Origin of the sequence: Stenotrophomonas sp. (genome assembly GCF_032103445.1) — a bacterium.
GTDB lineage: Bacteria > Pseudomonadota > Gammaproteobacteria > Xanthomonadales > Xanthomonadaceae > Stenotrophomonas.
On record NZ_DAMDFR010000012.1, the window covers coordinates 1 to 23,083 of the forward strand.

Here is a 23,083-nt window from a genome sequence, read left to right on the forward strand (position 1 = left end):
TAGATTACGAGAAAATTCCACTTATGGCTGCTTCTATTCTGAGGGGGGATTACCGCTTCAGCGAAGCGGTCCACCACGCCTTCCTGCAGGTTGAGGGTGTCCGTGCCCATCAACAAGCGGGGGGTGACGCGTTCGCCGACAGTGACCGGCTTGGTGGCATCCACCGTGATGTCGCCGGCCGGCAGCATCGCGCGGAAGGTGCCGGCCATGCGCTCGGTGCTTTCGCTGAGGCTGCGGTCGTACAGCTCGACCGAATCGCGCATCAGGTCGGTGGAGGACTGCAGCCCTGCTTCCACGCGGGTCTGGTAGCTGGTGGCAGCCTGGCGGTAGATCAAAGCAGCCAGGATCACAAAGGCCACGGTGGTGATCACGCCCATCAGCAGCGCAAGGCGCGCGCCGATGGAGGTTGAGAAAACGGTGGCGGCACGGGTCGTCATCGTCGGAACTCGGAAAAGTGGGTGTGAGAGATGCGTCACATTTCTTATCGGCACCACTTCGGTCCGCTTTACGTATTTTTCGCCAGAAATTAACGTATAGACACAAGCGCTATCTAATTGATTTCATTGAATTTAGATCGATCTCCGCGTTCACAAACCAACTCGGTTGTTCAGAAAAGTTCGTAAATCACTAAAGATCACACCCTTGCTGCCGCCTTCGGTGCTCCATCAATAAATTTATGGAAACGTTTTCTCATTTTTGCGGTCAGCACGCCCTGCGTCAGCCTGCCGCGCTTGGCAGGCGGGCCTTCACGGCGCTACACTTCAGTCATCGCAAGGCGGTGCCTGCGAAGCAGTACTTCGTGGGGCCATAGCTCAGCTGGGAGAGCGCGTCGTTCGCAATGACGAGGTCAGGAGTTCGATCCTCCTTGGCTCCACCACTATTCAAGCAGCCGGGCAAGCCCGGCTCTACAACAGAACGCCACCTTCGGGTGGCGTTCTGCTTTCTCCAGACCAGGAAGGAACCTGCAATGACGTACCGGACGCTGCTGATCACCGCCCTGCTCACCCTCGCCGCCTGCACCCAGGCCCCGCCCGCCGTTGACCCCGCTACACCGGGCGACCCCGCTGCAGCGCTGGTGCAACGCTTCAATATGGGCCAAGGCCTGCGCGGGCTGGCACTGGATGCGGCACGCGGAACGAACACCTATGCGTCGTTGGTACAACAACTAGGGAAGGACGCCGCGGACCAGCAGGTTCAGACACAGCTCGACCGCCACCTTCCACAGTTCCAGGCTGCATGGGATCAACGCTTGGGCGATCTGTATGCCCAGCATCTAACTGCTGAAGAGCTTCTCTCACTAACCCGCGAAGGCACGCGCTCACCGTATGCGGCGAAGTTCAGTGCGGTTCAACCCGAGGTGGCGGCGCAGATGCGCTCCCAATCCAGTCCACTGCTCACAGAACTGGTGACGAAGGCTTTGACGCCCTAGCTGCAATGCTGTCGAGCATCCCAACGGCATTGGGGCGAGAGGTTTTGGTAGCGTCGGTCGCAAGACGACGGCCGATAACGATGATCTGCGCGACGAACGCAGCAACCTCGCCGAAGCAGGCCGCCTGCCCATCCTTGAGTTGTCGGCCCCATCACGCTGAAACGCTTCTTATGCCTTCTCCCGCGCCTTATCCCACACAGGGATAAGCCTGACCAGCCGATCAAGCCCGGGATTGCGCTCCAAAGGCGCATCAAGATGGTCGACAAATTGCTGGAACTCGTCACCTGCCAAAGCGAAGCTCACTCGATCGATGGCGTCACCTTCCTCCGCCAATCGCATCACGTGAACCTTTCCAATCCGTCCATTCTTGAAAGCACGCACCGCCTCCAATAGCTCTTCACCCAGATCACGCTGCTCATCGCGAATTCTCAATTCTTTCTCAGGTTTCGGCACGGCCGAGCTCCTTTGCGTTGCGTAGTAAACCCTTGCGGTATCCGCCGCTGAGTTATCGTAGTTTCGGTCGGGTGTCGAGTTCGTGGGGCACATGCTTCGCCGGTTATCGCCCTGCATTTGCGTCGTGACACCGCAGGCCAACAGCGACTTCTGCGCGGCTTTGTAGCCAACAAATCCGCTTGATAAACCGTTTCAATCAGCGGGAGACCGGGCCAAACGCGACGTCCGTGCGCAGCTACCTCTCAGGATTCGCCATGGTTCAAGCAGCCGGGCAAGCCCGGCTCTACGCAACGTCACCGAAGGGTTTGCATCGTGCGCCGCAATGAGCGGCTGCGCGCCTTGGTAGCGTCGGTCGCAAGACGACGGCCGATAACGGTGATCGGCGCGACGAACGCCGCGCAGCGACCGAGAGAAGCGCGATTCCGTCCGGGTGCGCGACGTTAAAGCACGGATCATTGGTATCGGCCGTCGTCTTGCGACCGACGCTACCTAAGCAGCGCTAGCGATGCGCCTTATGGCACATCCCCGGCCCGCTCAGCAATTGGCCTAACCTGCTGCACCAGCGTGAGCAGCGTCTTGCCAGGCTCTTCAATCATCACCTCATGCGCGGACTGCTCGAACCACACCAGCTGCTTGGCCGGTGCCTGGACCCGCGTGAACCATTCGGCCGCCAGCTCGGACGACACGTTGTAATCGTGGCGGCCCAGGAACAGGAACAAGGGCGTCTTCAACCGATCCACGCGACTCATGTCCAGGGTCAGCACTTCGCTCAACAGATGCTGCATGGAGAAGTCATTGGCTTTCCACACCTTGGCGAGGTCGTCGTCGCTGTACTCCGGTGACAGCCGAATGGCGGCAGCCTCGGCACTTCCCCCGGTCCGGTTGTGCACCATGCCGCCATACTCGTTGAGCCACTTGCGCTGCTTGAACAGCGTTTCAAGCGGCAGCGGTTCACTGCCCTGCGCATACGGCGCCAGCGCCTCCAGCTCGGCCACCGCTTCAGCGTTGCCTGCGGCCTTCGCCTGCTCCAGGGTCCAGGCATAGCCGCGACGCTCGCTTTCTGGCGCATTGGTAATCTGGCCGATGCCTACGTATGCATGAAGCCATTCAGGGCGACGCTGCGCCAGTTCCAGACCCAGATAGCTGCCCCAGGACTGTCCGACGACAAAAATCTTGTCCTTGCCGAACTCCTTGCGCAGCCAGGCCACCATTTCCTCGGTGTCGGCGATCATGCGCTCGCGGGTCATGGTCGGGGCGACGACCGCCGGGTCATTCGCTGCGTAAGTCTTGCCCGCGCCACGCTGGTCCCACTGCACTACCGTGAAGTACTCCTCCCAGCCACGCTGGAAGTACCAGCTGGTTGGCATTGCCACCCAACCGGGGCCGCCGTGGAGCATCAGCAGTACCGGGTTGCGTGGGTCGTTGCCGCGAATTGAGACCCATTGGTCGATGTCGCCGATGCGGACGGATTCCAGACGTTCGATTCCGTTGTCAGCTACTACCTTGCGGATATCGGCGACGATCTTGGTCGCCTCGGCGCGGCTGGTGGGCGCAGGTGCCTGAGCGCTCGCGGTGGTGGACAGGGCTGCTGTCACGGCGAGAAACGCGACAAGAATGGGTTTGATCAACGGACTGCCCCTCAACAGTGTTGTTGAGGGGATTGTGGCATGGAGGGGGGATGGCGGGTCAGCGCGTCCCTTGCGGTGAGGTAGAAGCGTTCGCCGCGCCGATCACCGTCATCGGCAGTCGTCTGTCGACGACTCTACCGGGAGGGGTTGCTGGGCGGACGCTTGGTGTTGGCGTCATGAATCTGCTGGTCGGTCTGGGCAGGGCGGCTCTTGGCCACATCGTCCTGCTTGCGGTCCTGCTGGGATTCCTTGATGCCTTCCTGCTTGCCGGGTTGCTTTTCGGTGGTCATGGCCGTGCTGCGTTGGGGGTTGAGGGCAACGTAGCGAGTACGGCGTGATGTAGGGGTCATGAGGGCCGGCCAACGGCCGGCGCTACCGCTTTGAGGGCCCAACCTCCGCCCTGAACCATGCAGCAAACACCTCATCGCCCATCCACGCATTCTTCCGGTTCACCTTGAACATCACCGCCTCCACCTCCTCGGCCCGCGCCAGCCGCTCCGGGTCACCGCTGCAGCGGGCGGCATCCAGTTCGTGCTGCGCCTCGGCCAGGAAGCGGGACAGGCGGTCGTCGATGGCCCACACCGCCATTTCGATGCGTGGCCGGCGCGTTGTGCGGGCCACGCTGACGCCGTGCAGGGCTAACTGCAGGCGCTCGATGTGATCCGGGTAGTCCTTCAACTGCGAGCGCAGGCTGCGGGGAATGGGTGGCAGCGTGCTGCGCTTCTGCGGCGGGACTGGAGCCCTCGGGTACCCGGGCAGCAGGCGGCGGAGATAGGTTGTCACCATGCGCCCCACTCCTTTACCTCTACAGCGGACGGCACTGACGGGTCCATGAACTGCGGCAGCGGGACGATACGTTCGGTCGGGGCGGGTGTTTGCTGTTCCGCCATTTCCAGATCGAAGCGTACCTGCAGGTTCATCCAGAACCATGGCGAGGTGTTGAAGTAGTGGCCCAGGCGGATGGCAGTGTCAATGGTGATGGCGGCGGTGCCACGGGTGATGCTGACGATGCGGGTGTTGGAGACATGCAGGGCGTCGGCGAGTGCGCGGCGGGTGAGGCCGTTGGGTTGCATGAAGTCTTCCAGCAGGATGGTGCCGGGGTGCAGCGGTGGTGTTGGGGTCATGGCGCTGTCTTCCATCCGCTTCAGTCGCGGCCGAAGCCGGGGCTGGCCCAGCCTTCTCTGCGCGCTCGCTGCACTTCGTCTTCCTCGCCATAAGGCGGTTCTTCCTGGCCGATGCAGATCTCGGCGGCCACGTCATTCGATGCGTCGTTGATGACATTGCTCCACAGCGTGAGGTCCACCGTGTTCCGGTTCTCACTCAGCTCCACCACGCGCTCCATGAACATGCGGATGGCCTCGGCTGGCGCGTAGTACTCCTGCCTCACCGCGCCCTTGAAGCGGCAACGCAGATCGTCTTCCACCTTGGTGCGTACCCAGACCGGCTTTCTCATCGGCGTGTCCTCCGATTGCGGCGCGGCCGTGGATGCTGGCGGTACTCGCGCACCTGCGTGTAGTGCACTTCGCGCAGCACTTCCGTGGGGATGTGCAGCATACGAAAGCCCGGGGGATACACCGGCGTGGCAATGATCCGTTCGCCGTCGAACTCAACTCTGAACCACGTGCCCTTGCCCAGCCCCATGTAACGCAGCCAGCGGCCGCGCATCATCATGTATTCGACGCCGCCGAGGCCTTCGTCGTAGGGCGGTGGCGGTGTGGGCGGGGTGCCGCCGCATACGGCACAGCGCGGTGCGGGGGCTTCGAACGTCTCTTCGGGAATGTGCGACCTCTGCGACTGCATGGCAAACCTCCTGTGAGATGCGACCCCTGCCGGAATGGCGAGGGGTCGGGAGGTTAGAAACCGTCAGAAACACAAACAAAACACCGGCGGGCGTATTCCCCCCTTGCGGGGGTGTTGTATTAGCCACCCTCCCGACGTTGGACACGAACAGCTCCGACGCAGGACACCTGATGTGTTTCTGAGGAGTTTCTACGCTCCGGGGGCCATCCTGCAGCACGCGCATTGCTAAAAAAACAGGCAATTGCGAAAGAATCGTGGCGGATTTTTGACGCGCTCGCAAATGGTGCGACGCAATTGGCGCGTTGTGGTTGTGGGAGGTTTGGGGGGTGTTGAGTTGCGTTTCGGCACGGGGTGTCGGTATTGCCCGGGTGCTGGCGTGAGAAATTTTGATTTGCGTCGCATGTCGAAGCGACCAGCGTGGGTGGTCATCGAAAAATCGGGGCGAGTGCGTCATGGGATCACGCGGAGAGCGCGTTTCGATCCGGGGTTCATGCGTTAAAGAACGCGGGTTGTTTCACGGCGATCGTCTGTCGACCGATCCCACCGGGGCCGCGCGCGGGTTCTGATTTTCGTTGGCCACCGATGACCTGTCGAAGGTGGGTCGGGGTGGGTTTGCGGGACCGTCAAAAACATGGATGTTTTTGACGAGCCCCCATGGATGGGTTTACGGCGTGTCCCGCAAACCCATCCCGAGCCGCCAAACCAAAGATGCCTTGAACCGAGGGCTGTTCGCATGGGTCCAACAGCAGCCGGGCAAGCCCGGCTCTACGTATCCAGTGCAACCAGAAGGTCCGTGGGCGAATCCATGCAATCAGTTGATTGCCGGCGCGTGCAGTTCCACGCCGGCAACCGCGCCGATCATCAGCCCTGGATGAACTTCAGCAGCTCGGCGTTGATGTCGTCGGCGTGCGTGGTGCACATGCCGTGCGGGTAGCCCTTGAACACCTTCAGGGTGCCGTGCTTGAGCAGCTTGATGCTCAGCTCGCTGGCGTCGGCAATCGGTACGATCTGGTCGTCGTCACCGTGCAGCAGCAGGGTCGGTACGTTGATCGCCTTCAGGTCTTCAGTGAAGTCGGTTTCCGAGAACGCCTTGATGCCCTCGTAGTGCGCCTGCGCGCTGCCGGTCATGCCCTGGCGCCACCAGTTGTCGATCACGCCCTGCGATACCTTCGCACCTTCACGGTTGAAGCCGTAGAACGGGCCGCTGGCCACGTCGACGTAGAACTGCGCGCGGTTCGCCGCAAGCGCCGAACGGAAGCCGTCGAACACCTCGATCGGCAGGCCGCCCGGGTTCTTGTCCGACTTCACCATGATCGGCGGCACCGCACTGATCAGCACCGCCTTGGCCACACGGCCCGCCGCAGCGCGCGCCGCGTAACGTGCCACCTGGCCACCACCGGTGGAGTGGCCGATATGCACCGCGTTCTTCAGGTCCAGGTGATCGAACACCGCCGTGGCGTCGGCCACGTAATGGTCCATGTCGTGGCCTTCGCTGCCCTGCGACGAACGACCATGACCGCGACGGTCATGCGCGATCACGCGGTAGCCCTTGCCCAGGAAGAACAGCATCTGGTTGTCCCAGTCGTCGCTGGACAGCGGCCAGCCATGATGGAACACGATCGGCTGGGCGTCCTTCGGGCCCCAGTCCTTGTAGAAGATTTCAACGCCGTCGGAAGTGGTGATGGTGCTCATGGAACAGTCTCCGGAAAGGGGGTTGGGAATTACCGGACCACAGTAAGCAATGCGGGGTTAAAACACCTTCATACCTGTGTATGACGTCGCGCTCATTCCAATGCCTGGGTCAGATAGCAGGCCAGCGTTTCCGCATCCACCGGCTTGGCCAGAAACGCCAATGCCCCACGCGCCATGACCCGCTCGCGGATCGCATCGGTGGGGAACGCGCTCATGAAGATCATCGGGAACGTGCACCCACGCGCCAGCAACTCCTGCTGCAGCACATCGCCATTCATCTGCGGCATCTGGATGTCGGTCAGCAGGCAGTCGGGGGGATCCTGCAAGGTCGCCAGAAACGCGTCGGCAGAGGCGAAGGTCCGCGCCTCATAGCCCAGCGAGCGCAGCAGGCTGGACAGCGATTGGCGCACGCCGTCGTCATCGTCAACGATTGCAACTCGGTACATCGGGTTCATCTGCTACATCCTGGGGCCACGGGCCGGCCTGGGCCGACGCTGCCTTTATGCCCCAGGGTGGCGGGCAGCGGAACCATACACAGGTTTGTAGCCGGGCGGTTCAGCGCCCCGTGACGTGCACGCCCAGGGCCTCGGCGTGGCGCACCAGGTCGGCCAGCGAACGCACGCCCATCTTGCGCATCACATTGCCCCGATGGATCTTCACGGTGATCTCGCTCAGGTTCAGCACCCCGGCCACCTGCTTGTTCATCAGCCCGGCCACCACGTGCGCCATGACCTCCCGCTCGCGCGGGGTCAGCGTGGCGTAGCGGCTGTCCAGGCTGTCCCGGGCCGCGCTCTCCTGCCGGCGCTGGCGATCACGCTCGATCGCCGCGCTGACCGCATCCAGCATGTCCTGGTCGCGGAAGGGCTTGGACAGAAAGTCCACCGCCCCCGCCTTCATCGCCCGCACGGTCATCGGAATGTCGCCGTGCCCGGTCATAAACACGATGGGCAGGTGAATGCCCTGTGCCGCCAGCTGGTCCTGCAGGTCCAGCCCGCTGATCCCCGGCAGGCGCACGTCCAGCACGATGCATCCAGGCAGATCCGGAAGCGCCGCCTGCAGCAGCTCGGCCGGTGAGCCCAGCACCTGCGTCTGCAGCCCGATGGAGCGCAGCAGGCTGTCCAGAGCATCACGCACGGACGGGTCGTCGTCCACCACGACCGCGAGCGCGGGGTTGTTCATGCGGCATCTCCTGCAAGGCCGAGCACCAGCCGGAAGGTGGCCCCCTGCCCCGGTGCGCTGTGCACGGAAAGCTGGCCGCCATGCGCTTCGGCGGTGGACCGGCAGATCGCCAGGCCCATGCCCATGCCGTGCGGCTTGGTGGTGAAGAACGGTTTGAACAGCGTCTCCAGGTGCGCCGCATCGATGCCCGGACCGTTGTCGCGGATGCTGATGACCACCGCGCCCTGCTCGCCACGCTGCGCGTCCACGTGCAGTTCGCGCGCGTGCGGCTGCCCGGCCATGGCCTGGCTGGCATTGATCATCAGGTTCACCAGCACCTGCTGCAGTTGTATGGCATCACCGTGCACCGACGGCAGGCCGGAACCCACCTCCACGCGCAGCTGCACCGCGTCACGGTTCAGGTCGTGCTGCACCAGGCGCACTGACTCGTGGATCAGCGCCGGCACCGCCAGGGCTTCGCGCACCGTACTGCTTTTGGCCAGGAACGCGCGCACGCGCTTGACGATTTCGCTGGCGCGGCGCGCTTCGGCCACGCTGCGGGTGATGGCCGCATCCACTTCCTGCAGGTCGGGTTGTGCGCGATGCAGCCAGCGCAGGCCGGCTTCGCCGTTGGTCACCACCGCCATCAGCGGCTGGTTCACTTCATGTGCGAGGGTGGCGGTGAGTTCGCCCAGCGTGGCCACGCGCATGGCATGCGCCAGCTCGGACTGCGCACGCATGGCCGCATCCTGGGCGCGCCGGCGCTCGGTGACATCGGTATGGGTTTCCAGCACCCCGGTGATCCGCCCACGGCCATCGCGCTGCACCACCCAGCGGCTGTCCAGCACCCGCCACTCACCTTCACGGGTGCGTTGTTCCAGCGTGCCTTCCCAGCTGCCCAGCGACAGCAGGGTCGATTCCACCGACTCGCGCGCCTGCGGGTAGCGGGTGGACAGCAAGGTGTCGGCCACGCAGCCAACGGCCTGCTCGGACGACCAGCCGTACACCTGCTCGGCGGTGCGGTTCCAGAAGGTGATCACACCAAAACGGTCACGCACGAAGATCATGTCGTGCGAAAGATCCAGCAAGCGCGCCTGCGCGCTCAGGCGCTGTATCGCGTTCTGGTGCTGCAGCGCAAGGATCGCCGTGATGCCGATGGCGGCCAGGCTGACCACGGCGCGGAAGGTCTGCACGCCAACGTGGTTCAGCCCGTGCGAGTCCACGTAGGCCAGCACGGTCAGCACGATGCCGGCCAGCGCCGCGGTCATGATGTCGCCACGCCGGCCGGTGCGTGCCACCAGCAGCACGCTCACCACGTACAGCACGGCCACCGCCCCTTCCAGGGTGGAGAGCACGTCGATCAGGAAAATGCCTAACGTGAGCAGCGCCGCCGCCACGCGGAACGCGGTGCGGTGGGGTTTGCCAAGGGCAACGGCAATTGCGGGGGATGTGGGAAACACGGTCCTTGCCTCCGGGCGCGCCAACCGCCACCCGTGCGGCAGTCGCAGGGCAGTATCCCCCGCGGGCGCGGCGGACTGATCCCTCCATCGGGTGATTCTCCGCTGCACCGGGCCGGGCCGATACACACTTTGGTATGAGGCGGAGAAACGATGGCGCAATGTTGCGGGGGGCCGCGGCTGACTAGTCTGGCGATGTCGGCGCTGCCTGCCAGCGCTCCCTCCCCCGCCTTCCCGGAGCATGCCCATGAACAGCCTCGCCAACACCCCCGATTCGCCGCTTGCCCGCCAGCGCGCCGCGCTGAATACGCCCACCGACCTGGGGCCCAAGGCCACCAAGGACATCGCGGCCGCGCTGACCGTGCTGCTGGCCGACGTGTTCGCGCTGTACCTGAAGACCAAGAACTTCCATTGGCATCTGTCCGGCCCGCATTTCCGCGACTACCACCTGATGCTGGATGAACAGGGCGAGCAGATCTTCGCCACCACCGACGCCATCGCCGAGCGTGCCCGCAAGGTCGGCGGCACCACGCTGCGTTCGATCGGCCAGATCCACCGCATCCAGCGCCTGCTGGACAACGATGCGGACTACGTGACCGCCGAGGACATGCTGGCCGAACTGGCCGACGACAACCGCCGCCTCACCGGCTTCCTGCGCGGCACCCACGGCGTGTGCAGCGAATACAACGATGTGGCCACCGCCAGCCTGATCGAGAACTGGATCGACGAAGCCGAGCGTCGCAGCTGGTTCCTGTTTGAGACCACCCGCAGCCGTCGCTGATACCTCACCTCCTCCCCCACGGAGCTGTGCCATGAGTGCCTCCCGTCTTCCCGTTCCGCCCGGCAGTGCAGCGCCCGCGTTCTCGCTGCCGGCCACCGCCGACCAGCGCCTGAGCCTGATGGAGCTGCGCGGTCACCCGGTGATTTTGTCGTTCTACCCTGCCGACTGGAGCCCGGTGTGCGGCGACCAGCTGGCGCTGTACAACCAGCTGCTGCCTGAGTTCCGTCGGTACGGCGCACAGCTGGTCGGCATTTCGGTGGATGGGGTGTGGTGCCACGCGGCATTTGCCGAGACCCGGCATCTGCATTTTCCGCTGCTGGCGGATTTCCAGCCGAAAGGCGAAGTGGCGCGTCGGTATGGCGTGTATCGCGAGCAGGACGGCGTGTGCGAGCGTGCGCTGTTCGTGATTGATGCGCAGGGCATTGTGCGTTGGAGCTATGTGTCGCCGCTGGGGATCAATCCTGGGGCGGATGGGATTCTCGAAGCGCTGGAGGCGCTGCGTGGCAACGTGCACACCGATGCGATCGATCCTGCTGTTGTAGAGCGGGGCTCTGCCCCGCCGACGCGCACGGACACCCTCAGCGGGACAGAGCCCCGCTCTACAAATGCCACCGGAGCCCTCTCATGAGCCGCCTTCTCGTTCCCGTCAGCAGCTTCGACCACATCCAGGGCCCGGAAGATGCGGCCATCACCCTGGTGGAATACGGCGACTATGAATGCCCGTACTGTGGCGAAGCGTACCCGGTGATCAAGGAAGTACAGCGCATGCTCGGCAACCGCATGCGCTTCGTGTTCCGCAACTTCCCGATCAGCGAAATCCATCCCAACGCATTGCCGGCGGCGCGCTTCGCCGAAGCTGCGGCAATCGCCGGCCGCTTCTGGGAAGCGCACGACATGCTCTACCAGAACCAGCAGGCACTGGAACCCGATGACCTGCTGCGTTACGCCGCCCAGCTGCGGGTGGACCACACCCTGCTGCAGGCGGCCGCCGAGGGCAACTTCGACCCACGCATAGAGCGCGACTTCATGGGCGGCGTGCGCAGCGGCGTGAACGGCACCCCTTCGCTGTTCATCAACGGCCGGCGCTATGACGGTCCGCGCGATGTGGAAAGCCTGATCGACGCCTTGGGCGTGGTGGCGTGATGAACGCCGCCTCGCGCCATGTACGCTCGTTATGGGGCGCGACGCCGGTACATGACGATGCGCTGGGTACCATCCGCCGGCTCACCGCTGATGAGCTGCCGTTGCTGGAGCGGTTGTCGATCAAACGCCTGCTGCTGGCACCCGGCAGCATCCGCGAGCCGCACTGGCACGCCAATGCCAATGAACTGGGCTACGTGCTGGCCGGCAGCGTGTTGATCACGATTGTGGACAACGCTGATGCCATCAGCACGATACGGGTGACGGCCGGGCAGACGTTCCACATCAACAGCGGCGCCTTGCATGCCATCGAGAACGTGGGTGATGGCGAGGCGGAACTGATCATCGTGTTCAGTCATGAGCGTCCGCAGGACTTCTCGCTGCATGCGGCGTTCGGGGCGATGTCGAACGCGGTGCTGGGCAACACTTACGATCTGGCCTCGGACGCGTTCGCCCACCTCACGCGCGACACCACCTCACCGTATCTGGTGCGGCGCGTGGGGCCGGCCGTGGTGCCGGACTGTGCCGACCGCGCCGATCCGCATCGTTTTGATATTGAGGCGCAATCACCGCCGGTCGATTTCGCCTATGGCCAGGCGCGGGTATCGCGCACCCAGTTCTGGCCGACGCTGCGCAATCTGTCCATGTATTCGCTGCGGATTGCCGATGACGGCATGCGCGAGCCGCATTGGCACCCGGATACCGCCGAGCTGGGCTATGTGCATCGCGGGCATGCGCGGATGAGCATTCTCGATCCGGACGGTTCGGTGGATACCTATCTGCTGCAGCCTGGCGATGTGTATTTCATTCCGCGTGCATATCCGCACCAGATCGAGGCGCTGGGCGAGGACATTCATTTCCTGGTGTTCTTTGATCAGCCCACGCCGGGTGATGTGGGTTACCGGCTGGCGGCGTCGGCGTTCGCGCCGGGGGTGCTGGCGGCCACGTTCGGGGTGGAAGCGGCGGCGCTGCCGGCGTTTCCGAAGGTGGTGGAGGATCCGTTGATTGTGGCCCGGCGCAATCCGGTAGACCCAACGTAGAGCCACGCCCTGCGTGGCTGCGCGGTGCCCAAATAAGGTCGAAGCCACGCAGGGCGTGGCTCTACGCCCGGGCCTTTCGCCACTGCAGCGGGCTCATACCGGTCTCCACCCGGAACATGTAATTGAACGCCGACGCCGACGCATACCCCAGTTCATGCGCAATCACCGTCGGCGAGCGCCCCTGCGCCAGCCACTCGATCGCCCGCAGCAGCCGCAGCCGCGTCCGCCACGCACGCAGGTTCATCCCGGTCTCGCGCTCGAACTGGCGCGCCAGCGTGCGCGCCGAGGCCCCGAGTTGCCGCGCCCACTCTTCCACCCCACGAGCATCCGCCGGCTGGTCGTACAACGCCTGGCACCAGCGCTGCAGGCGCGCGTCCTGCGGCCACGGCAGATGCCGGGTGTGCTGCGGTTGCCGGCGCAGCTGCGCGATCACCAGTGTGCACAACTGCAGGTAATACGCGACATCGTGATCCGGCTGCACCTGGCCCAGCTCCACGATCAACTCGCGCAACAACGGCGACACCTCCAGCACCACGCATTCCGTTGGCATGCCAAGCGCGGCATCGTCACCGATGTACAGATTGCGGAACGCCGCCGGCCCCAGGGCACCGGTGTGGTGCACGGTGCCGGTGGGCACCCACAGCGCCTGCTGCGGCGAGATCACGTGTCGGGCGTGCGCGACCGTAACCTGCAGCACGCCTTCGGTCGCGAACACCAGCTGGTTCCAGGCATGCACATGCGGGGGAAAGCGCTCCCCGGCCGCCAGTTCCTGGCTGCGCGCCACGACCGGCCACGACAACGCCCCTTGCGTGGGCACAGGCACTTCGCGCCAGGTGGGGGAATGGTCAGCGGCGTGGCGACTGATCGACATGATGGGTCATTCTATCGAAAGACAGCCGCCCCGGCCTGCCCGAGCATGGCCGTACCCTTCCATGGAACCGACCATGCCCGCTTCCCCCACCCTGCGCCCCTGGCAGGTGATCTGTGCCGGCATCAGCGCACTGGTGCTCAGCGTGGGCATTGCCCGCTTTGCCTACACCCCCCTGCTGCCGTTGATGCGGGTGGATGCCGGGCTGAGCCCGGCGATGGGCGGCTGGCTGGCCACCTTCAATTACGTGGGCTACCTGCTGGGCACCCTGCTGGTGGCCCGGGTGGGCGACATGCAGCTGAAATTCCGCTTCTACCGGGTCGGCCTGCTGCTGGCGGTGGCCAGCACCGCGTTGATGGCGGTGACCACGACGCCCGCGTTGTGGAGTGCGCTACGCCTCGTGGCGGGGCTGTCCAGCACCGCCGGCCTGCTGCTGGCCTCGGGGCTGGTACTGAACTGGCTGCTGGCCCACCGCCACCGGCCACGGCTGGGCCTGCATTTCGCAGGGCTGGGCCTGGGCATCGTGGTGTCGGGCGTCGCGACCGGGCTGTTGGCCGGGCATGCCACCTCCAGCGCGCAATGGGGCTGGCTGGGCGCGGTGGGCGCGCTGTTCCTGATTCCAGCGTGGGCGTGGATGCCAGCGCCGGCACCCGCCTCGTCCTCACAGGCAGCCAGCGCCCCTTCCCCACCCAGCCGGCGCTGGCGGCAGCTGCTGATTGCCGCGTACTTCTGCGCGGGTATCGGCTTCGTGGTCAGCGCCACCTTCATCGTGGCGATTCTGGAACAGACCCCGGCCTTCCGGGGGCACGGCAGTGCAGTGTGGATCCTGGTCGGGCTGGCGGCAGTGCCGTCGACGTTCGCCTGGGATCGGGTGGCGTCGGCGATGGGCCTGATCCGTGCCCTGATGCTGGCCTTCGCCCTGCAGGCGGCGTCGTTCGTGCTGCCGCTGCTGGACGATGGGTTGTGGGCCGGGCTGGGCAGCGCGCTGCTGTTCGGGCTGACCTTCGCCGGCATCGTCAGCCTCACCCTCACCGTGATCGGTCGGCATTACCCGCAGAACCCGGCCAAGGCGATGGCGACGCTCACCCTGAGCTACGGCGTGGCGCAGATCCTGGCCCCGGCGATTGCCGGCACCCTGGCACGCAGCAGTGGTTCCTACCAGGCGTCGCTGCTGCTGGCGGCGATTGCGATGACGGTGGGCATCTTCCTGCTGGCGGCGATGCCGGATGATGCGCGAGACCACGCGTCGCACTGAACAGGCCCGGTGGGGTCGCACGACAGTCGACCGCCGATAGCGGTACAACGCCCGGGAAGGCATGACCCCGGATCGAAGAGAGCCGTCCGCGCCATCCACAACGAACGATCAATCACTTACCCGCGTCTGAGCAGTGCCCAGCCATCAATGTGAAATTTTTTTTGCGAAATGCTTGCCCAAATCCGCAGACCTCCGTATAGTTCGCCTCCTCGCCAGCGGCAACGCAGCGATGAAGTGGCCGAGTAGCTCAGTTGGTAGAGCAGGGGATTGAAAATCCCCGTGTCGGCGGTTCGATTCCGTCCTCGGCCACCATAATTTTGAAGGGCTCGCAGAAATGCGAGCCCTTTTTCTTTTTCAGATCAGTTCGCGCTCGATCTGATGCGGAAGATTTCGTAGAGCCGGGCTTGCCCGGCTGCTTTTCATCGAGAGAGCCAAGAGCAGCCGGGCAAGCCCGGCTCTACGGTGTTTCACCTGCCGCCGCATACAGCGCATCGGCCAGCTGTTCGATGTCCGCACGTTGATGCAGGCGTTCGAGCCAGTGCGCGGGCACTCCGGAAGCACCGTAGAACGCACCTGCCACCTGCCCCACTACAGCCGCCGTGGTATCCGCGTCATCACCAAGGTTGGCGGCGGCAAGTACCGCATCGGCAAACGTGTCGGTGGTGGCGAAACACCACAACGCGGCTTCAAGACTCTGCACGACGTACCCGGTACCGTGGATCTGATCGCGGGACTTGCTGAGGTAACTGCCTTCGGCGATACCGCGCAGGCCTTCGCTGCTCACACTGACGGTTCCCAGATTCAGAACGTCATCCTTGCTCTGCCCGTGCAGCGCGCGCGCCAGCGCAGTGGCGAACAGACGGCAGGCATCCAGGCATTCGGCGGCGGCATGAGTGGTGCGTGAACTGAGCACCGCCATCTCCAGCATGTCCGGCGCGTCCAGGTAGCGCAGCACCACCGGAGCCAGCCGCATGATCGAGCCGTTGCCGGCGCTGCCAGGGTCGTCATTGCCGGCGAGCGGTTGGCCGGTGGTCAGGAAGTTGTGCAGGGCACCGCGTGTGGCGTTGCCGATGTCAAAACACGTTCCCGTCGAACTCCAGTAACCATGCTGGTACCAGTTGGCGTAGCGGTTCATCTGGTCGCGCGCGTCGAAGCCACCACACCGCACGAGACTCTCCGCCAGGCACATCGCCATCGAGGTGTCGTCGGTCCACTGCCCGGCTTTGAGTCCGAACGGCCCACCGCCGACCATGTCGGTGAGTGGGGTGAAGCTGCCGCGCGGGCTGAACTCCACGGTCGTGCCGACGGCGTCGCCGCAGGCCAGGCCGAGGAGCGCGCCGCGATATCTGTCTTGTATGTCCATGGGGCATTCTAGGACCGAATGGCGCGTGGATCTGTAGAGCCGGGCTTGCCCGGCTGCTGTTGGCGCTGATCAACGGCGGCGTCGATTTGGGGTCATGCGTTACCGGACGTTGGTTGTTTCACGGCCGTCGTCTGTCGACCGACGCTACCAGGCTCCGTGGCCATCGGCAATGTGCGCAGGTCGAGTCACCAGAGGTAGGGATTGGTGTGGGCTTCCGTTTTCGCTTGGACTTGCCTCGAACCCGCGCTCTTCCCTGAGATTTCATGCTCTTCTCCTCTCACCATTTCGCCCACCTGCGCCCAAAGATTGCGTATGCCCTCGGAATGCGCCTCAAGAATGGTGTTCCGATGCGCTTTCCTGGCCTCGGTCGGCATGAGTTCGAATGCCGAGCGAAACCCTCTGACGAATGAGCTTCCGCTCCTGTTGACCGACATCACTGTTCTCCTGTTTCCCTTGTCCGATTGACGACAGAGAGTCTCTCCGCAGCTTCGTATCGTCCAGAGTGAAACGCGACATGATTCGTACGCAGCGGTGTGGATTTGGGGTCATGCGTTATCGAATGTTGGATATTTCACGGCCGTCGTCTGTCGACCGACGCTACCGGGCCTACGTGCCGTTTATTGTTCGTAGTGACTTACAGACTGCGCTCGAAGTCAGTGGGCGCGCCGCGCCGACAGACACCCACCGCTTTCAGCATGTCGGGAACCCGCATCGTTGCCTCACGCGCGGCGTCCTCGTATGTAGCTGCTTCAACCAACAGCCCAGGCAGATCGGTACTGGTGCCGACGTACACGTTGGCTTCTTCGTTGTGCGTGATGTCCAGGCGGATGGTTGTGGGGAAACCACAGCGCGCGAGGAAATGGCCAAGTGGCCAGCCCAACCGGTAATGCAGATTCATTTCGGCCTCCTGCAGCGAACAGATCGCTGCTCCCTGGCAGAGATGGTAGGTAGAAGCTGCGGGCATCACGATTGGGGATCGCGACACGTGTTGGCGGTATTGGCCCGGTGTTGGTGAAGCAGCGGGGCAAGCCCCGCTCTACGCACACAGAATTTTTACATCCTGCTCCACCCTGCCCCCTAAGCTCTGGCCTCCTGCCGGGAGACCTTCATGCGCCTTCGCCCTGCCCTGCTGTCCTTCAGCCTTTTGTTGACGACATTTGCCGCCAGTGCCGTTGAACCGGTGCGCTCGGTGCCGGCGCTGGACATGGGCCGCTATGCCGGGCAGTGGCATGAGATCGCGCACCTGCCGGTGTCGTTCCAGAAGAAGTGCCTGGGCGACATCACCGCGACGTACGCGCTGCGCGGGGATGGCCGGATCAGTGTCTACAACGCCTGCCGTACCGCCGAGGGCAGGATTGCCGCCGAAGGCGTGGCGCGGCCGGTGGAAGGGGAACCCGGGCAATTGCAGGTGCGGTTCGCGCCGGACTGGCTGTCGTGGGTGCCGTTTGTGTGGGCGGATTACTGGGTGATCGCGCTGGATCCGGACTACCAGTGGGTCGTGGTGGGGGATCCGGGGCATAAGTATTTGTGGATTCTGTCGCGGTCGCCGTCGATGGACGCGCGCTTGTTTGCGGAGCTGAAGGGCAAGGCTGAGGCGATGGGGTATGACCTGGGGCCGCTGAAGGTGATGGCACCGGTGGAGTGAGGCGCGGGGATGGTGAACGTCATGAAGCCGCCCTAGGATGGGCCGGGTGTCGTACACCCCCACAAGCACCATACGCCGTAGTATGCTCTTCACCCTGCACGAGGATTCGCGCCCATGTTCCGCCGCCTTCGCCCCCTGCTGACCCTGGCCCTGCTGGCCGCCACCGCCGTGGCGCTGACCGCCTGCAACAAGACCGTCAAGCGCGTGTCGCCGCCCGCCGCCAGCGTGCAGCAGTTGACCGTGCAGGCCGATGGCAGCTGGACCCTGGCGCTGCGCCTGCAGAACTTCAGTTCGATGCCGATGACCTTCGACAACGTGAACCTGCAGATGCAGGTCGGCGACCAGGACGCCGGCACGCTCGCCGCCAGCCCGGGCATCTCGATCGGCGGGGTATCGGCCGATGTGATCAACGTTCAACTCACGCCCAGCTCGGCCGCGCGCATCGTGGTCGCAGACGCGCTGGCCGGCAACCGCACCCTGAGCTACAGCCTCAAGGGCACCGTGGCGGCCACGCCGGAAGAAAAGAAACAACGCAGCTTCGATATCACCGGCCGCAGCACGCTCAACCAGGCTCCGGGCCTGCCGGGCGTGCTGCGCTGACCCACGGCCCTCGCCGCCCCACCCTTTCCAGCATGTGATCGAGACCCAACGATGAGCAGCTACACCGCCCCGCTTTCCGATATCCGTTTCGCCCTGCACGACGTGCTCAAGGCCGAGTCGCTGTTCGCGCGACTGGGCTTTGCCGATGCCACCACCGATGTGGTCGATGCGGTGCTGGAAGAAGCCGGGCGCTTCAGCGCCGGCGTGCTGGCACCGCTGAACAGCGTGGGCGATGAGATCGGCTGCGTGCTGGACCAGGCCAGCGGCGAAGTGACCACCCCGCCGGGCTTCAAGCAGGCCTACGACCAGTTCGTGGAAGGCGGCTGGACCGGGCTGACCGCTGCGCCGGAACTGGGTGGCCAGGGCCTGCCGCACACCCTGGGCGTGCCGCTGAACGAAATGATCAACGCCGCCAACCTGGCCTGGGGCAACTTCCCGCTGCTCTCGCACGGCGCGATTGAAGCGCTGAAGCAGCACGGTGAGGCGTGGCAGCAGGACGCGTTCCTGAAGCCGCTGATCGAAGGCCGCTGGACCGGCACCATGTGCCTGACCGAGCCGCATTGCGGCACCGACCTGGGCCTGCTGAAGACCAAGGCCGAACCGAACGCCGACGGCAGCTACGCGATCACCGGCACCAAGATCTTCATCACCGCCGGCGAGCACGACCTCACCGACAACATCGTGCACCTGGTGCTGGCCAAGCTGCCGGACGCACCGGCCGGGGCCAAGGGCATTTCGCTGTTCGTCACCCCGAAGTTCAAGGTGGATCGCAGCGGCAACGTCGGCGAGCGCAACGCACTGCGCTGCGGCTCGATCGAGCACAAGATGGGCATCAAGGGGTCGGTGACCTGCGTGATGAACTTCGATGGTGCCGAAGGCTACCTGGTGGGCCAGCCGCACAAGGGCCTGCAGGCGATGTTTACGATGATGAACACCGCACGCCTGGGCGTGGGTCTGCAGGGCATCGGCCTGTCCGAGCGTGCGTATCAGAACGCGCTGAAGTACGCCCGCGAGCGCCTGCAGTCGCGTTCGCTGAGCGGCCCGAAGAACCCGGACAAGCCGGCCGACCCGATCCTGGTGCACCCGGACGTGCGCCGCATGCTGCTGTCGATCAAATCGCTGGTGGAAGGCAGCCGCCTGCTGGCGCTGCACGCGGCGACCCTGATCGACGTGGCCCACCACGCTGAAGATGCGGGCGAGCGCGAACGCGCGGAAACGCTGGTGAGCTTCCTCACCCCGATTTCCAAGGCCTGCCAGACCGAATGGGGCATCGAGAACACCTACAACGCGCTGCAGTGCTTCGGCGGCCACGGCTACATCCGCGAACACGGCATGGAGCAGCTGGCCCGCGATGCACGCATCACCACGCTGTATGAAGGCACCACCGGCATCCAGGCACTGGACCTGATCGGCCGCAAGACGGCCGCCAGCCAGGGCGCAGGCCTGAAGCTGATGCTGGCCGAGATCGAGGCGTTCGCCAAGGCCAATGAAGGCAACGAGGCGCTGGCCGAGTTCATTGCTCCGCTGCGCGCCAAGGCGCAGGAATGGGGCCAGCTGACCATGGCCACCCTGCAGCGCGCGGCGGCCAACCCGGAAGAACTGGGCGCGGCCAGCTACGACTACCTGTTCTATTCCGGCTACGTGGTGCTGGCTTACTGGTGGGCGCGCAGCGTGGCCGCTGCGGATGCGTCCGCGCAGAGCGAGGCGTTCAAGCAGGCCAAGCGTGAAACCGCGCGGTTCTACTTCAGCCGCATGCTGCCGCGCACGCTCAGCCACGCCGCCGCCATCCAGGCCGGTGCCGAGCCGCTGATGGCGATGGAAGACGCGCGTTTCGGGGCGTAAAGCCCCCGGTGCCGACCAACGGTCGGCACCTACCGGTTCGCGGACCGGAACGGTGACAGTTTGCGTAGAGGCGATGCCTCTACACAAACTGTCACCGTTCCGGTATAAGCTGTTTTCCCGATGGAGACAGACACTAAAAGCTTAGGTCTGATCGATACCGGAGCGTCTTCCGCGCCGGTCGCCGACGCTTCGCCGTCGCCCACCCTGTATCGCCCTGGCACCGTGCGCCTGTTGTCGCTGGATGCCCACGGCCGGGTGCTGGACTGGATCACCTGGCAGGACGCCGCCTGCCTGTACGCCCGCGAAGCCGTGGCCTGGACCCTGGGCGACCCCTGCCTGCACATCCATGGCGGCACCTGCCGCACCACCGGGCTGCGCAGCGGCATGGACCTGCACCCGATCATCGCCGCGCGCGGCCATGCCCGATCGCGGGCGCTGGATCCCACCCCGAACCTGACCAACCAGGCGCTGTTCGCGCGTGACGCCCACCTGTGCCTGTACTGCGGCCAGCAGTTCAACCGGCCGCAGTTGACCCGCGACCACGTCATGCCCATTTCCAAGGGCGGCCGCGATGTGTGGGAAAACGTGGTCAGCGCCTGCTTCCACTGCAACTCGCGCAAGAGCGACCGGACTCCGCAGCAAGCCAGCATGCCGCTGCTGGCGGTGCCCTACCGGCCCAGCTGGATCGAACACATGATCCTGTCCAACCGCAATATCCTGGCCGACCAGATGGCGTTCCTGAAGGCGCAGCTGCCCAAACGCTCGAAACTGTCGGCCTGACCTGCGTCAGGTTGTCGCAGGCATCCTCACCGATTGCTCACCGCCGGCGCGGTTTGCTTGCTCCACCCCGGTTTGGGGGCGAAAATAGGCGCTTGAGAAGAAGCGCAGAAAACATGATCGATTCCGCCCGCTATCCCCGCCTGTCGCGCATCCAGAATCCGGATGACCTGCGTCGGTTTGAAGAGTCCGAACTGCCCGCCATCGCGGGCGAGCTGCGTGCCTACCTGATCGAATCGGTGGGCAAGAGCGGCGGACACTTCGGGGCCGGGCTGGGCGTGATCGAACTCACCGTCGCCCTGCACTACCTGTACCAGACCCCGACCGACCAGCTGGTGTGGGACGTGGGCCACCAGACCTACCCGCACAAGATCCTCACCGGCCGCCGCGACGAGATCCACACAGTCAAGCAGAAGGACGGCGTGGCCCCGTTCCCGAAGCGCGAGGAAAGCGAGTTTGACACCTTCGGGGTGGGCCATTCGTCAACCTCGATCTCGGCTGCGCTGGGCATGGCGATCGCGCGTCAGCGCGAGGGCGATGACCGCCGCGTGGTCGCGGTGATCGGTGACGGCGCGATGACCGCCGGCATGGCCTATGAAGCCCTGAACCATGCCGGTGGCATGGACCAGGAGCCGAACCTGCTGGTGATCCTCAACGACAACAACATGTCCATCTCCGAAGCGGTGGGCGGGTTGACCAAGATCCTCGGCCGCGCCACCGGCAGCCGCACGCTCAATGCGCTGCGCGAAGGTGGCAAGCGGATTCTGGGCGACAAGAAGAAGTCGCCGCCGGCGCGCTTCGTCAAGCGCTGGGAAGAACACTGGAAGGGCATGTTCGTGCCGTCCACGTTCTTCGAGGAAATGGGCTTCCACTACACCGGGCCCATCGACGGTCACGACCTGCCGGCACTGGTATCCACGCTGAAAACGCTGAAGGGTCTGAAGGGCCTGAAGCTGCTGCACGTGATGACCACCAAGGGCAAGGGCTACGAGCGTGCCGAGGGCGACCAGATCGGCTACCACGCCGTGGGTCCGTTCGACCCGGACAAGGGCCTGGTGGCCAAGGGCGGGGTGAAGAAGCCGACCTACACCGATGTGTTCAGCGACTGGCTGTGCGACGCCGCTGCCGATGAGCCGCGCCTGCTGGGCATTACCCCGGCGATGCGCGAGGGCTCGGGCCTGGTCCGCTTCAGCAAGGAATTCCCGGAGCGCTATTACGACGTCGCCATTGCCGAACAACATGCAGTGACGCTGGCGGCCGGCATGGCCACCCAGGGGGCCAAGCCGGTGGTGGCGATCTACTCCACCTTCCTGCAGCGCGCCTATGACCAGCTGGTGCACGACGTGGCGATCCAGAAGCTGGACGTGCTGTTCGCGATTGACCGCGCCGGCGTGGTCGGCCCGGACGGGGCCACGCATGCGGGTAACCTTGATTTGAGCTTCCTGCGCTGCGTGCCGCACATGGTGGTGATGGCCCCGGCCGACGAAGCCGAATGCCGGCAGATGCTGACCACCGGCCTGCGTTACGAAGGTCCGGCCGCGGTGCGTTACCCGCGCGGCAGCGGTACCGGCGTGGCCGCCGGCACGGATCTGTCCACGTTGGAGATCGGCAAGGCGGACGTGCGCGTACAGGGCAGCCGGATCGCCGTGCTGGCGTTCGGCAGCACGGTGCCGGCCGCGGAAGCGGTGGGCCGCGAGCTGGGCCTGACCGTGGTCAACATGCGTTTCATCAAGCCGCTGGACCGTGCCCTGCTGCTGCAGCTGGCCGGCACCCACGAAGGCTTTGTCACCGTGGAAGACAACGTGGTGGCCGGTGGTGCCGGGTCTGGCGTGTCTGAGTTGTTGAACAACGAAGACGTGCTGCGCCCGTTCCTGCACCTGGGCCTGCCGGACAGCTTCCAGCATCACGCCAGCCGTGAGGATCTGCTGGCGGAAGCCGGTATTGATGCGGCGGGGATTCGGGCGGCGGTGTTGAAGCGCTGGCCGAAGCTGGGCGAACGCACCGAGGTGGCGTAGAGCCACGCATGGCGTGATTCCGTGCGCAGGATCATGGCGTTGACACGCATGGCGTGTCACTACGATCCTTGGTCGCCCGCATTTTGGGGTCGCACGGGTTTGGTTGGTCGGGCGATCTGTAGGGACACGCCATGCGTGTC

Annotated in this window: 26 protein-coding genes and 2 tRNA genes; 13 read left to right on the forward strand and 15 right to left on the reverse strand. The window is 64.7% G+C overall.

Annotated features, from left to right (window positions below):
* Nucleotides 1–437 (reverse strand): Cache 3/Cache 2 fusion domain-containing protein (locus RT551_RS06515; RefSeq protein WP_313456673.1); only part of this gene is annotated, 437 nt, incomplete at its 3' end.
* A gap of 364 nt (nt 438–801) precedes the next feature.
* On the opposite strand from RT551_RS06515, the gene RT551_RS06520 reads away from it, so the two are divergent.
* Nucleotides 802–877, forward strand: a tRNA-Ala gene (locus RT551_RS06520).
* A 90-nt stretch (nt 878–967) separates the two neighbouring features.
* Entirely contained in the window at nt 968–1,429 is a 462-nt protein-coding gene (locus tag RT551_RS06525) for a hypothetical protein (RefSeq protein WP_313456675.1), read from the forward strand.
* Between the two features lie 168 nt (nt 1,430–1,597).
* Here the strand turns inward: RT551_RS06525 and RT551_RS06530 are convergent, their stop codons facing one another.
* The 11 genes from RT551_RS06530 to RT551_RS06580 form a co-directional block, all read right to left on the reverse strand.
* The gene (locus tag RT551_RS06530; RefSeq protein WP_313456678.1) at nt 1,598–1,882 is read right to left on the reverse strand and encodes a hypothetical protein; all 285 of its coding nucleotides are present in this window, start codon (nt 1,880–1,882) and stop codon (nt 1,598–1,600) included.
* Between the two features lie 512 nt (nt 1,883–2,394).
* Nucleotides 2,395–3,477: an alpha/beta fold hydrolase gene (locus RT551_RS06535; protein WP_313456681.1), complete on the reverse strand. Its 1,083-nt coding sequence runs from the start codon at nt 3,475–3,477 to the stop codon at nt 2,395–2,397.
* A 167-nt stretch (nt 3,478–3,644) separates the two neighbouring features.
* On the reverse strand, nt 3,645–3,800 hold the full coding sequence (locus tag RT551_RS06540) for a hypothetical protein (RefSeq protein WP_313456683.1): 156 nt from the start codon (nt 3,798–3,800) through the stop codon (nt 3,645–3,647).
* 82 nt (nt 3,801–3,882) lie between these two features.
* The gene (locus RT551_RS06545) at nt 3,883–4,293 is read right to left on the reverse strand and encodes a hypothetical protein (protein WP_313456685.1); all 411 of its coding nucleotides are present in this window, start codon (nt 4,291–4,293) and stop codon (nt 3,883–3,885) included.
* A complete protein-coding gene (locus tag RT551_RS06550; RefSeq protein WP_313456687.1) occupies nt 4,290–4,634 on the reverse strand; it encodes a HigA family addiction module antitoxin in 345 nt (114 codons plus the stop codon). Before RT551_RS06550 ends, RT551_RS06545 begins: the two co-directional genes overlap by 4 nt.
* 20 nt (nt 4,635–4,654) lie before the next feature.
* Entirely contained in the window at nt 4,655–4,963 is a 309-nt protein-coding gene (locus tag RT551_RS06555) for a hypothetical protein (RefSeq protein ID WP_313456688.1), read from the reverse strand.
* Entirely contained in the window at nt 4,960–5,310 is a 351-nt protein-coding gene (locus RT551_RS06560) for a hypothetical protein (protein ID WP_313456689.1), read from the reverse strand. Before RT551_RS06560 ends, RT551_RS06555 begins: the two co-directional genes overlap by 4 nt.
* 861 nt (nt 5,311–6,171) lie before the next feature.
* Nucleotides 6,172–7,002 (reverse strand): alpha/beta hydrolase, encoded by an 831-nt coding sequence (locus tag RT551_RS06565; RefSeq protein WP_313456691.1) that lies wholly within the window; start codon nt 7,000–7,002, stop codon nt 6,172–6,174.
* Nucleotides 7,003–7,094: 92 nt separating this feature from the next.
* Nucleotides 7,095–7,448, reverse strand: coding sequence for a response regulator (locus tag RT551_RS06570; RefSeq protein WP_313456694.1), 354 nt, complete (start codon nt 7,446–7,448; stop codon nt 7,095–7,097).
* Nucleotides 7,449–7,557: 109 nt separating this feature from the next.
* A complete protein-coding gene (locus tag RT551_RS06575; RefSeq protein ID WP_311191940.1) occupies nt 7,558–8,181 on the reverse strand; it encodes a response regulator transcription factor in 624 nt (207 codons plus the stop codon).
* The gene (locus RT551_RS06580; protein WP_313456699.1) at nt 8,178–9,620 is read right to left on the reverse strand and encodes an ATP-binding protein; all 1,443 of its coding nucleotides are present in this window, start codon (nt 9,618–9,620) and stop codon (nt 8,178–8,180) included. Before RT551_RS06580 ends, RT551_RS06575 begins: the two co-directional genes overlap by 4 nt.
* A 244-nt stretch (nt 9,621–9,864) precedes the next feature.
* On the opposite strand from RT551_RS06580, the gene RT551_RS06585 reads away from it, so the two are divergent.
* From RT551_RS06585 to RT551_RS06600, 4 genes are read left to right on the forward strand one after another with little or no spacing between them, the layout of a single operon-like run.
* A complete protein-coding gene (locus tag RT551_RS06585) occupies nt 9,865–10,398 on the forward strand; it encodes a DNA starvation/stationary phase protection protein (protein ID WP_313456701.1) in 534 nt (177 codons plus the stop codon).
* 31 nt (nt 10,399–10,429) lie between these two features.
* Nucleotides 10,430–11,026, forward strand: a complete 597-nt coding sequence (locus RT551_RS06590) for a peroxiredoxin (RefSeq protein ID WP_313456704.1) — start codon at nt 10,430–10,432, stop codon at nt 11,024–11,026.
* Entirely contained in the window at nt 11,023–11,541 is a 519-nt protein-coding gene (locus RT551_RS06595; protein ID WP_313456706.1) for a DsbA family protein, read from the forward strand. Before RT551_RS06590 ends, RT551_RS06595 begins: the two co-directional genes overlap by 4 nt.
* On the forward strand, nt 11,541–12,578 hold the full coding sequence (locus tag RT551_RS06600) for a cupin domain-containing protein (protein WP_313456709.1): 1,038 nt from the start codon (nt 11,541–11,543) through the stop codon (nt 12,576–12,578). The genes RT551_RS06595 and RT551_RS06600 overlap by 1 nt, the downstream gene beginning before the upstream one ends.
* Nucleotides 12,579–12,639: 61 nt before the next feature.
* Here the strand turns inward: RT551_RS06600 and RT551_RS06605 are convergent, their stop codons facing one another.
* Nucleotides 12,640–13,449: a helix-turn-helix transcriptional regulator gene (locus tag RT551_RS06605; RefSeq protein ID WP_313456711.1), complete on the reverse strand. Its 810-nt coding sequence runs from the start codon at nt 13,447–13,449 to the stop codon at nt 12,640–12,642.
* A 73-nt stretch (nt 13,450–13,522) separates the two neighbouring features.
* Here RT551_RS06605 and RT551_RS06610 point away from each other — a divergent pair, with 73 nt between their 5' ends.
* Both RT551_RS06610 and RT551_RS06615 read left to right on the forward strand, forming a co-directional pair.
* Nucleotides 13,523–14,701 (forward strand): YbfB/YjiJ family MFS transporter, encoded by a 1,179-nt coding sequence (locus tag RT551_RS06610; RefSeq protein WP_313456713.1) that lies wholly within the window; start codon nt 13,523–13,525, stop codon nt 14,699–14,701.
* Nucleotides 14,702–14,937: 236 nt separating this feature from the next.
* Nucleotides 14,938–15,013, forward strand: a tRNA-Phe gene (locus RT551_RS06615).
* 145 nt (nt 15,014–15,158) lie between these two features.
* On the opposite strand, the gene RT551_RS06620 is transcribed toward RT551_RS06615, so the two are convergent.
* Both RT551_RS06620 and RT551_RS06625 read right to left on the reverse strand, forming a co-directional pair.
* On the reverse strand, nt 15,159–16,064 hold the full coding sequence (locus RT551_RS06620) for an ADP-ribosylglycohydrolase family protein (protein WP_313456716.1): 906 nt from the start codon (nt 16,062–16,064) through the stop codon (nt 15,159–15,161).
* 634 nt (nt 16,065–16,698) lie between these two features.
* Nucleotides 16,699–16,962, reverse strand: a complete 264-nt coding sequence (locus tag RT551_RS06625) for a DUF1902 domain-containing protein (protein WP_313456719.1) — start codon at nt 16,960–16,962, stop codon at nt 16,699–16,701.
* 210 nt (nt 16,963–17,172) lie between these two features.
* Here RT551_RS06625 and RT551_RS06630 point away from each other — a divergent pair, with 210 nt between their 5' ends.
* From RT551_RS06630 to dxs, 5 genes are all read left to right on the forward strand, one after another.
* Nucleotides 17,173–17,709 carry a lipocalin family protein gene (locus RT551_RS06630; protein WP_313456720.1) on the forward strand — a complete coding sequence of 179 codons (537 nt, stop codon included), beginning with the start codon at nt 17,173–17,175 and terminating at the stop codon, nt 17,707–17,709.
* Nucleotides 17,710–17,823: 114 nt separating this feature from the next.
* A complete protein-coding gene (locus RT551_RS06635) occupies nt 17,824–18,309 on the forward strand; it encodes an LEA type 2 family protein (RefSeq protein ID WP_313456722.1) in 486 nt (161 codons plus the stop codon).
* 51 nt (nt 18,310–18,360) lie between these two features.
* Nucleotides 18,361–20,151 (forward strand): acyl-CoA dehydrogenase C-terminal domain-containing protein, encoded by a 1,791-nt coding sequence (locus RT551_RS06640; RefSeq protein WP_313456724.1) that lies wholly within the window; start codon nt 18,361–18,363, stop codon nt 20,149–20,151.
* A 120-nt stretch (nt 20,152–20,271) separates the two neighbouring features.
* Nucleotides 20,272–20,931: an HNH endonuclease gene (locus RT551_RS06645; RefSeq protein ID WP_313456727.1), complete on the forward strand. Its 660-nt coding sequence runs from the start codon at nt 20,272–20,274 to the stop codon at nt 20,929–20,931.
* A 113-nt stretch (nt 20,932–21,044) separates the two neighbouring features.
* A complete protein-coding gene (gene dxs, locus RT551_RS06650; protein ID WP_313456729.1) occupies nt 21,045–22,943 on the forward strand; it encodes a 1-deoxy-D-xylulose-5-phosphate synthase in 1,899 nt (632 codons plus the stop codon).
* Nucleotides 22,944–23,083: the final 140 nt, after the last annotated feature.

What these genes read in the sequence shown, in the direction of transcription:
- RT551_RS06525 (WP_313456675.1), top strand. Translation starts at nt 968, where the DNA reads ATGACGTACCGGACGCTGCTGATCACCGCCCTGCTCACCCTCGCCGCC.
- RT551_RS06540 (WP_313456683.1), bottom strand. Translation starts at nt 3,800, where the DNA reads ATGACCACCGAAAAGCAACCCGGCAAGCAGGAAGGCATCAAGGAATCC.
- RT551_RS06550 (WP_313456687.1), bottom strand. Translation starts at nt 4,634, where the DNA reads ATGACCCCAACACCACCGCTGCACCCCGGCACCATCCTGCTGGAAGAC.
- RT551_RS06555 (WP_313456688.1), bottom strand. Translation starts at nt 4,963, where the DNA reads ATGAGAAAGCCGGTCTGGGTACGCACCAAGGTGGAAGACGATCTGCGT.
- RT551_RS06560 (WP_313456689.1), bottom strand. Translation starts at nt 5,310, where the DNA reads ATGCAGTCGCAGAGGTCGCACATTCCCGAAGAGACGTTCGAAGCCCCC.
- RT551_RS06565 (WP_313456691.1), bottom strand. Translation starts at nt 7,002, where the DNA reads ATGAGCACCATCACCACTTCCGACGGCGTTGAAATCTTCTACAAGGAC.
- RT551_RS06570 (WP_313456694.1), bottom strand. Translation starts at nt 7,448, where the DNA reads ATGTACCGAGTTGCAATCGTTGACGATGACGACGGCGTGCGCCAATCG.
- RT551_RS06575 (WP_311191940.1), bottom strand. Translation starts at nt 8,181, where the DNA reads ATGAACAACCCCGCGCTCGCGGTCGTGGTGGACGACGACCCGTCCGTG.
- RT551_RS06585 (WP_313456701.1), top strand. Translation starts at nt 9,865, where the DNA reads ATGAACAGCCTCGCCAACACCCCCGATTCGCCGCTTGCCCGCCAGCGC.
- RT551_RS06590 (WP_313456704.1), top strand. Translation starts at nt 10,430, where the DNA reads ATGAGTGCCTCCCGTCTTCCCGTTCCGCCCGGCAGTGCAGCGCCCGCG.
- RT551_RS06595 (WP_313456706.1), top strand. Translation starts at nt 11,023, where the DNA reads ATGAGCCGCCTTCTCGTTCCCGTCAGCAGCTTCGACCACATCCAGGGC.
- RT551_RS06600 (WP_313456709.1), top strand. Translation starts at nt 11,541, where the DNA reads ATGAACGCCGCCTCGCGCCATGTACGCTCGTTATGGGGCGCGACGCCG.
- RT551_RS06605 (WP_313456711.1), bottom strand. Translation starts at nt 13,449, where the DNA reads ATGTCGATCAGTCGCCACGCCGCTGACCATTCCCCCACCTGGCGCGAA.
- RT551_RS06610 (WP_313456713.1), top strand. Translation starts at nt 13,523, where the DNA reads ATGCCCGCTTCCCCCACCCTGCGCCCCTGGCAGGTGATCTGTGCCGGC.
- RT551_RS06620 (WP_313456716.1), bottom strand. Translation starts at nt 16,064, where the DNA reads ATGGACATACAAGACAGATATCGCGGCGCGCTCCTCGGCCTGGCCTGC.
- RT551_RS06625 (WP_313456719.1), bottom strand. Translation starts at nt 16,962, where the DNA reads ATGAATCTGCATTACCGGTTGGGCTGGCCACTTGGCCATTTCCTCGCG.
- RT551_RS06630 (WP_313456720.1), top strand. Translation starts at nt 17,173, where the DNA reads ATGCGCCTTCGCCCTGCCCTGCTGTCCTTCAGCCTTTTGTTGACGACA.
- RT551_RS06635 (WP_313456722.1), top strand. Translation starts at nt 17,824, where the DNA reads ATGTTCCGCCGCCTTCGCCCCCTGCTGACCCTGGCCCTGCTGGCCGCC.
- RT551_RS06640 (WP_313456724.1), top strand. Translation starts at nt 18,361, where the DNA reads ATGAGCAGCTACACCGCCCCGCTTTCCGATATCCGTTTCGCCCTGCAC.
- RT551_RS06645 (WP_313456727.1), top strand. Translation starts at nt 20,272, where the DNA reads ATGGAGACAGACACTAAAAGCTTAGGTCTGATCGATACCGGAGCGTCT.
- dxs (WP_313456729.1), top strand. Translation starts at nt 21,045, where the DNA reads ATGATCGATTCCGCCCGCTATCCCCGCCTGTCGCGCATCCAGAATCCG.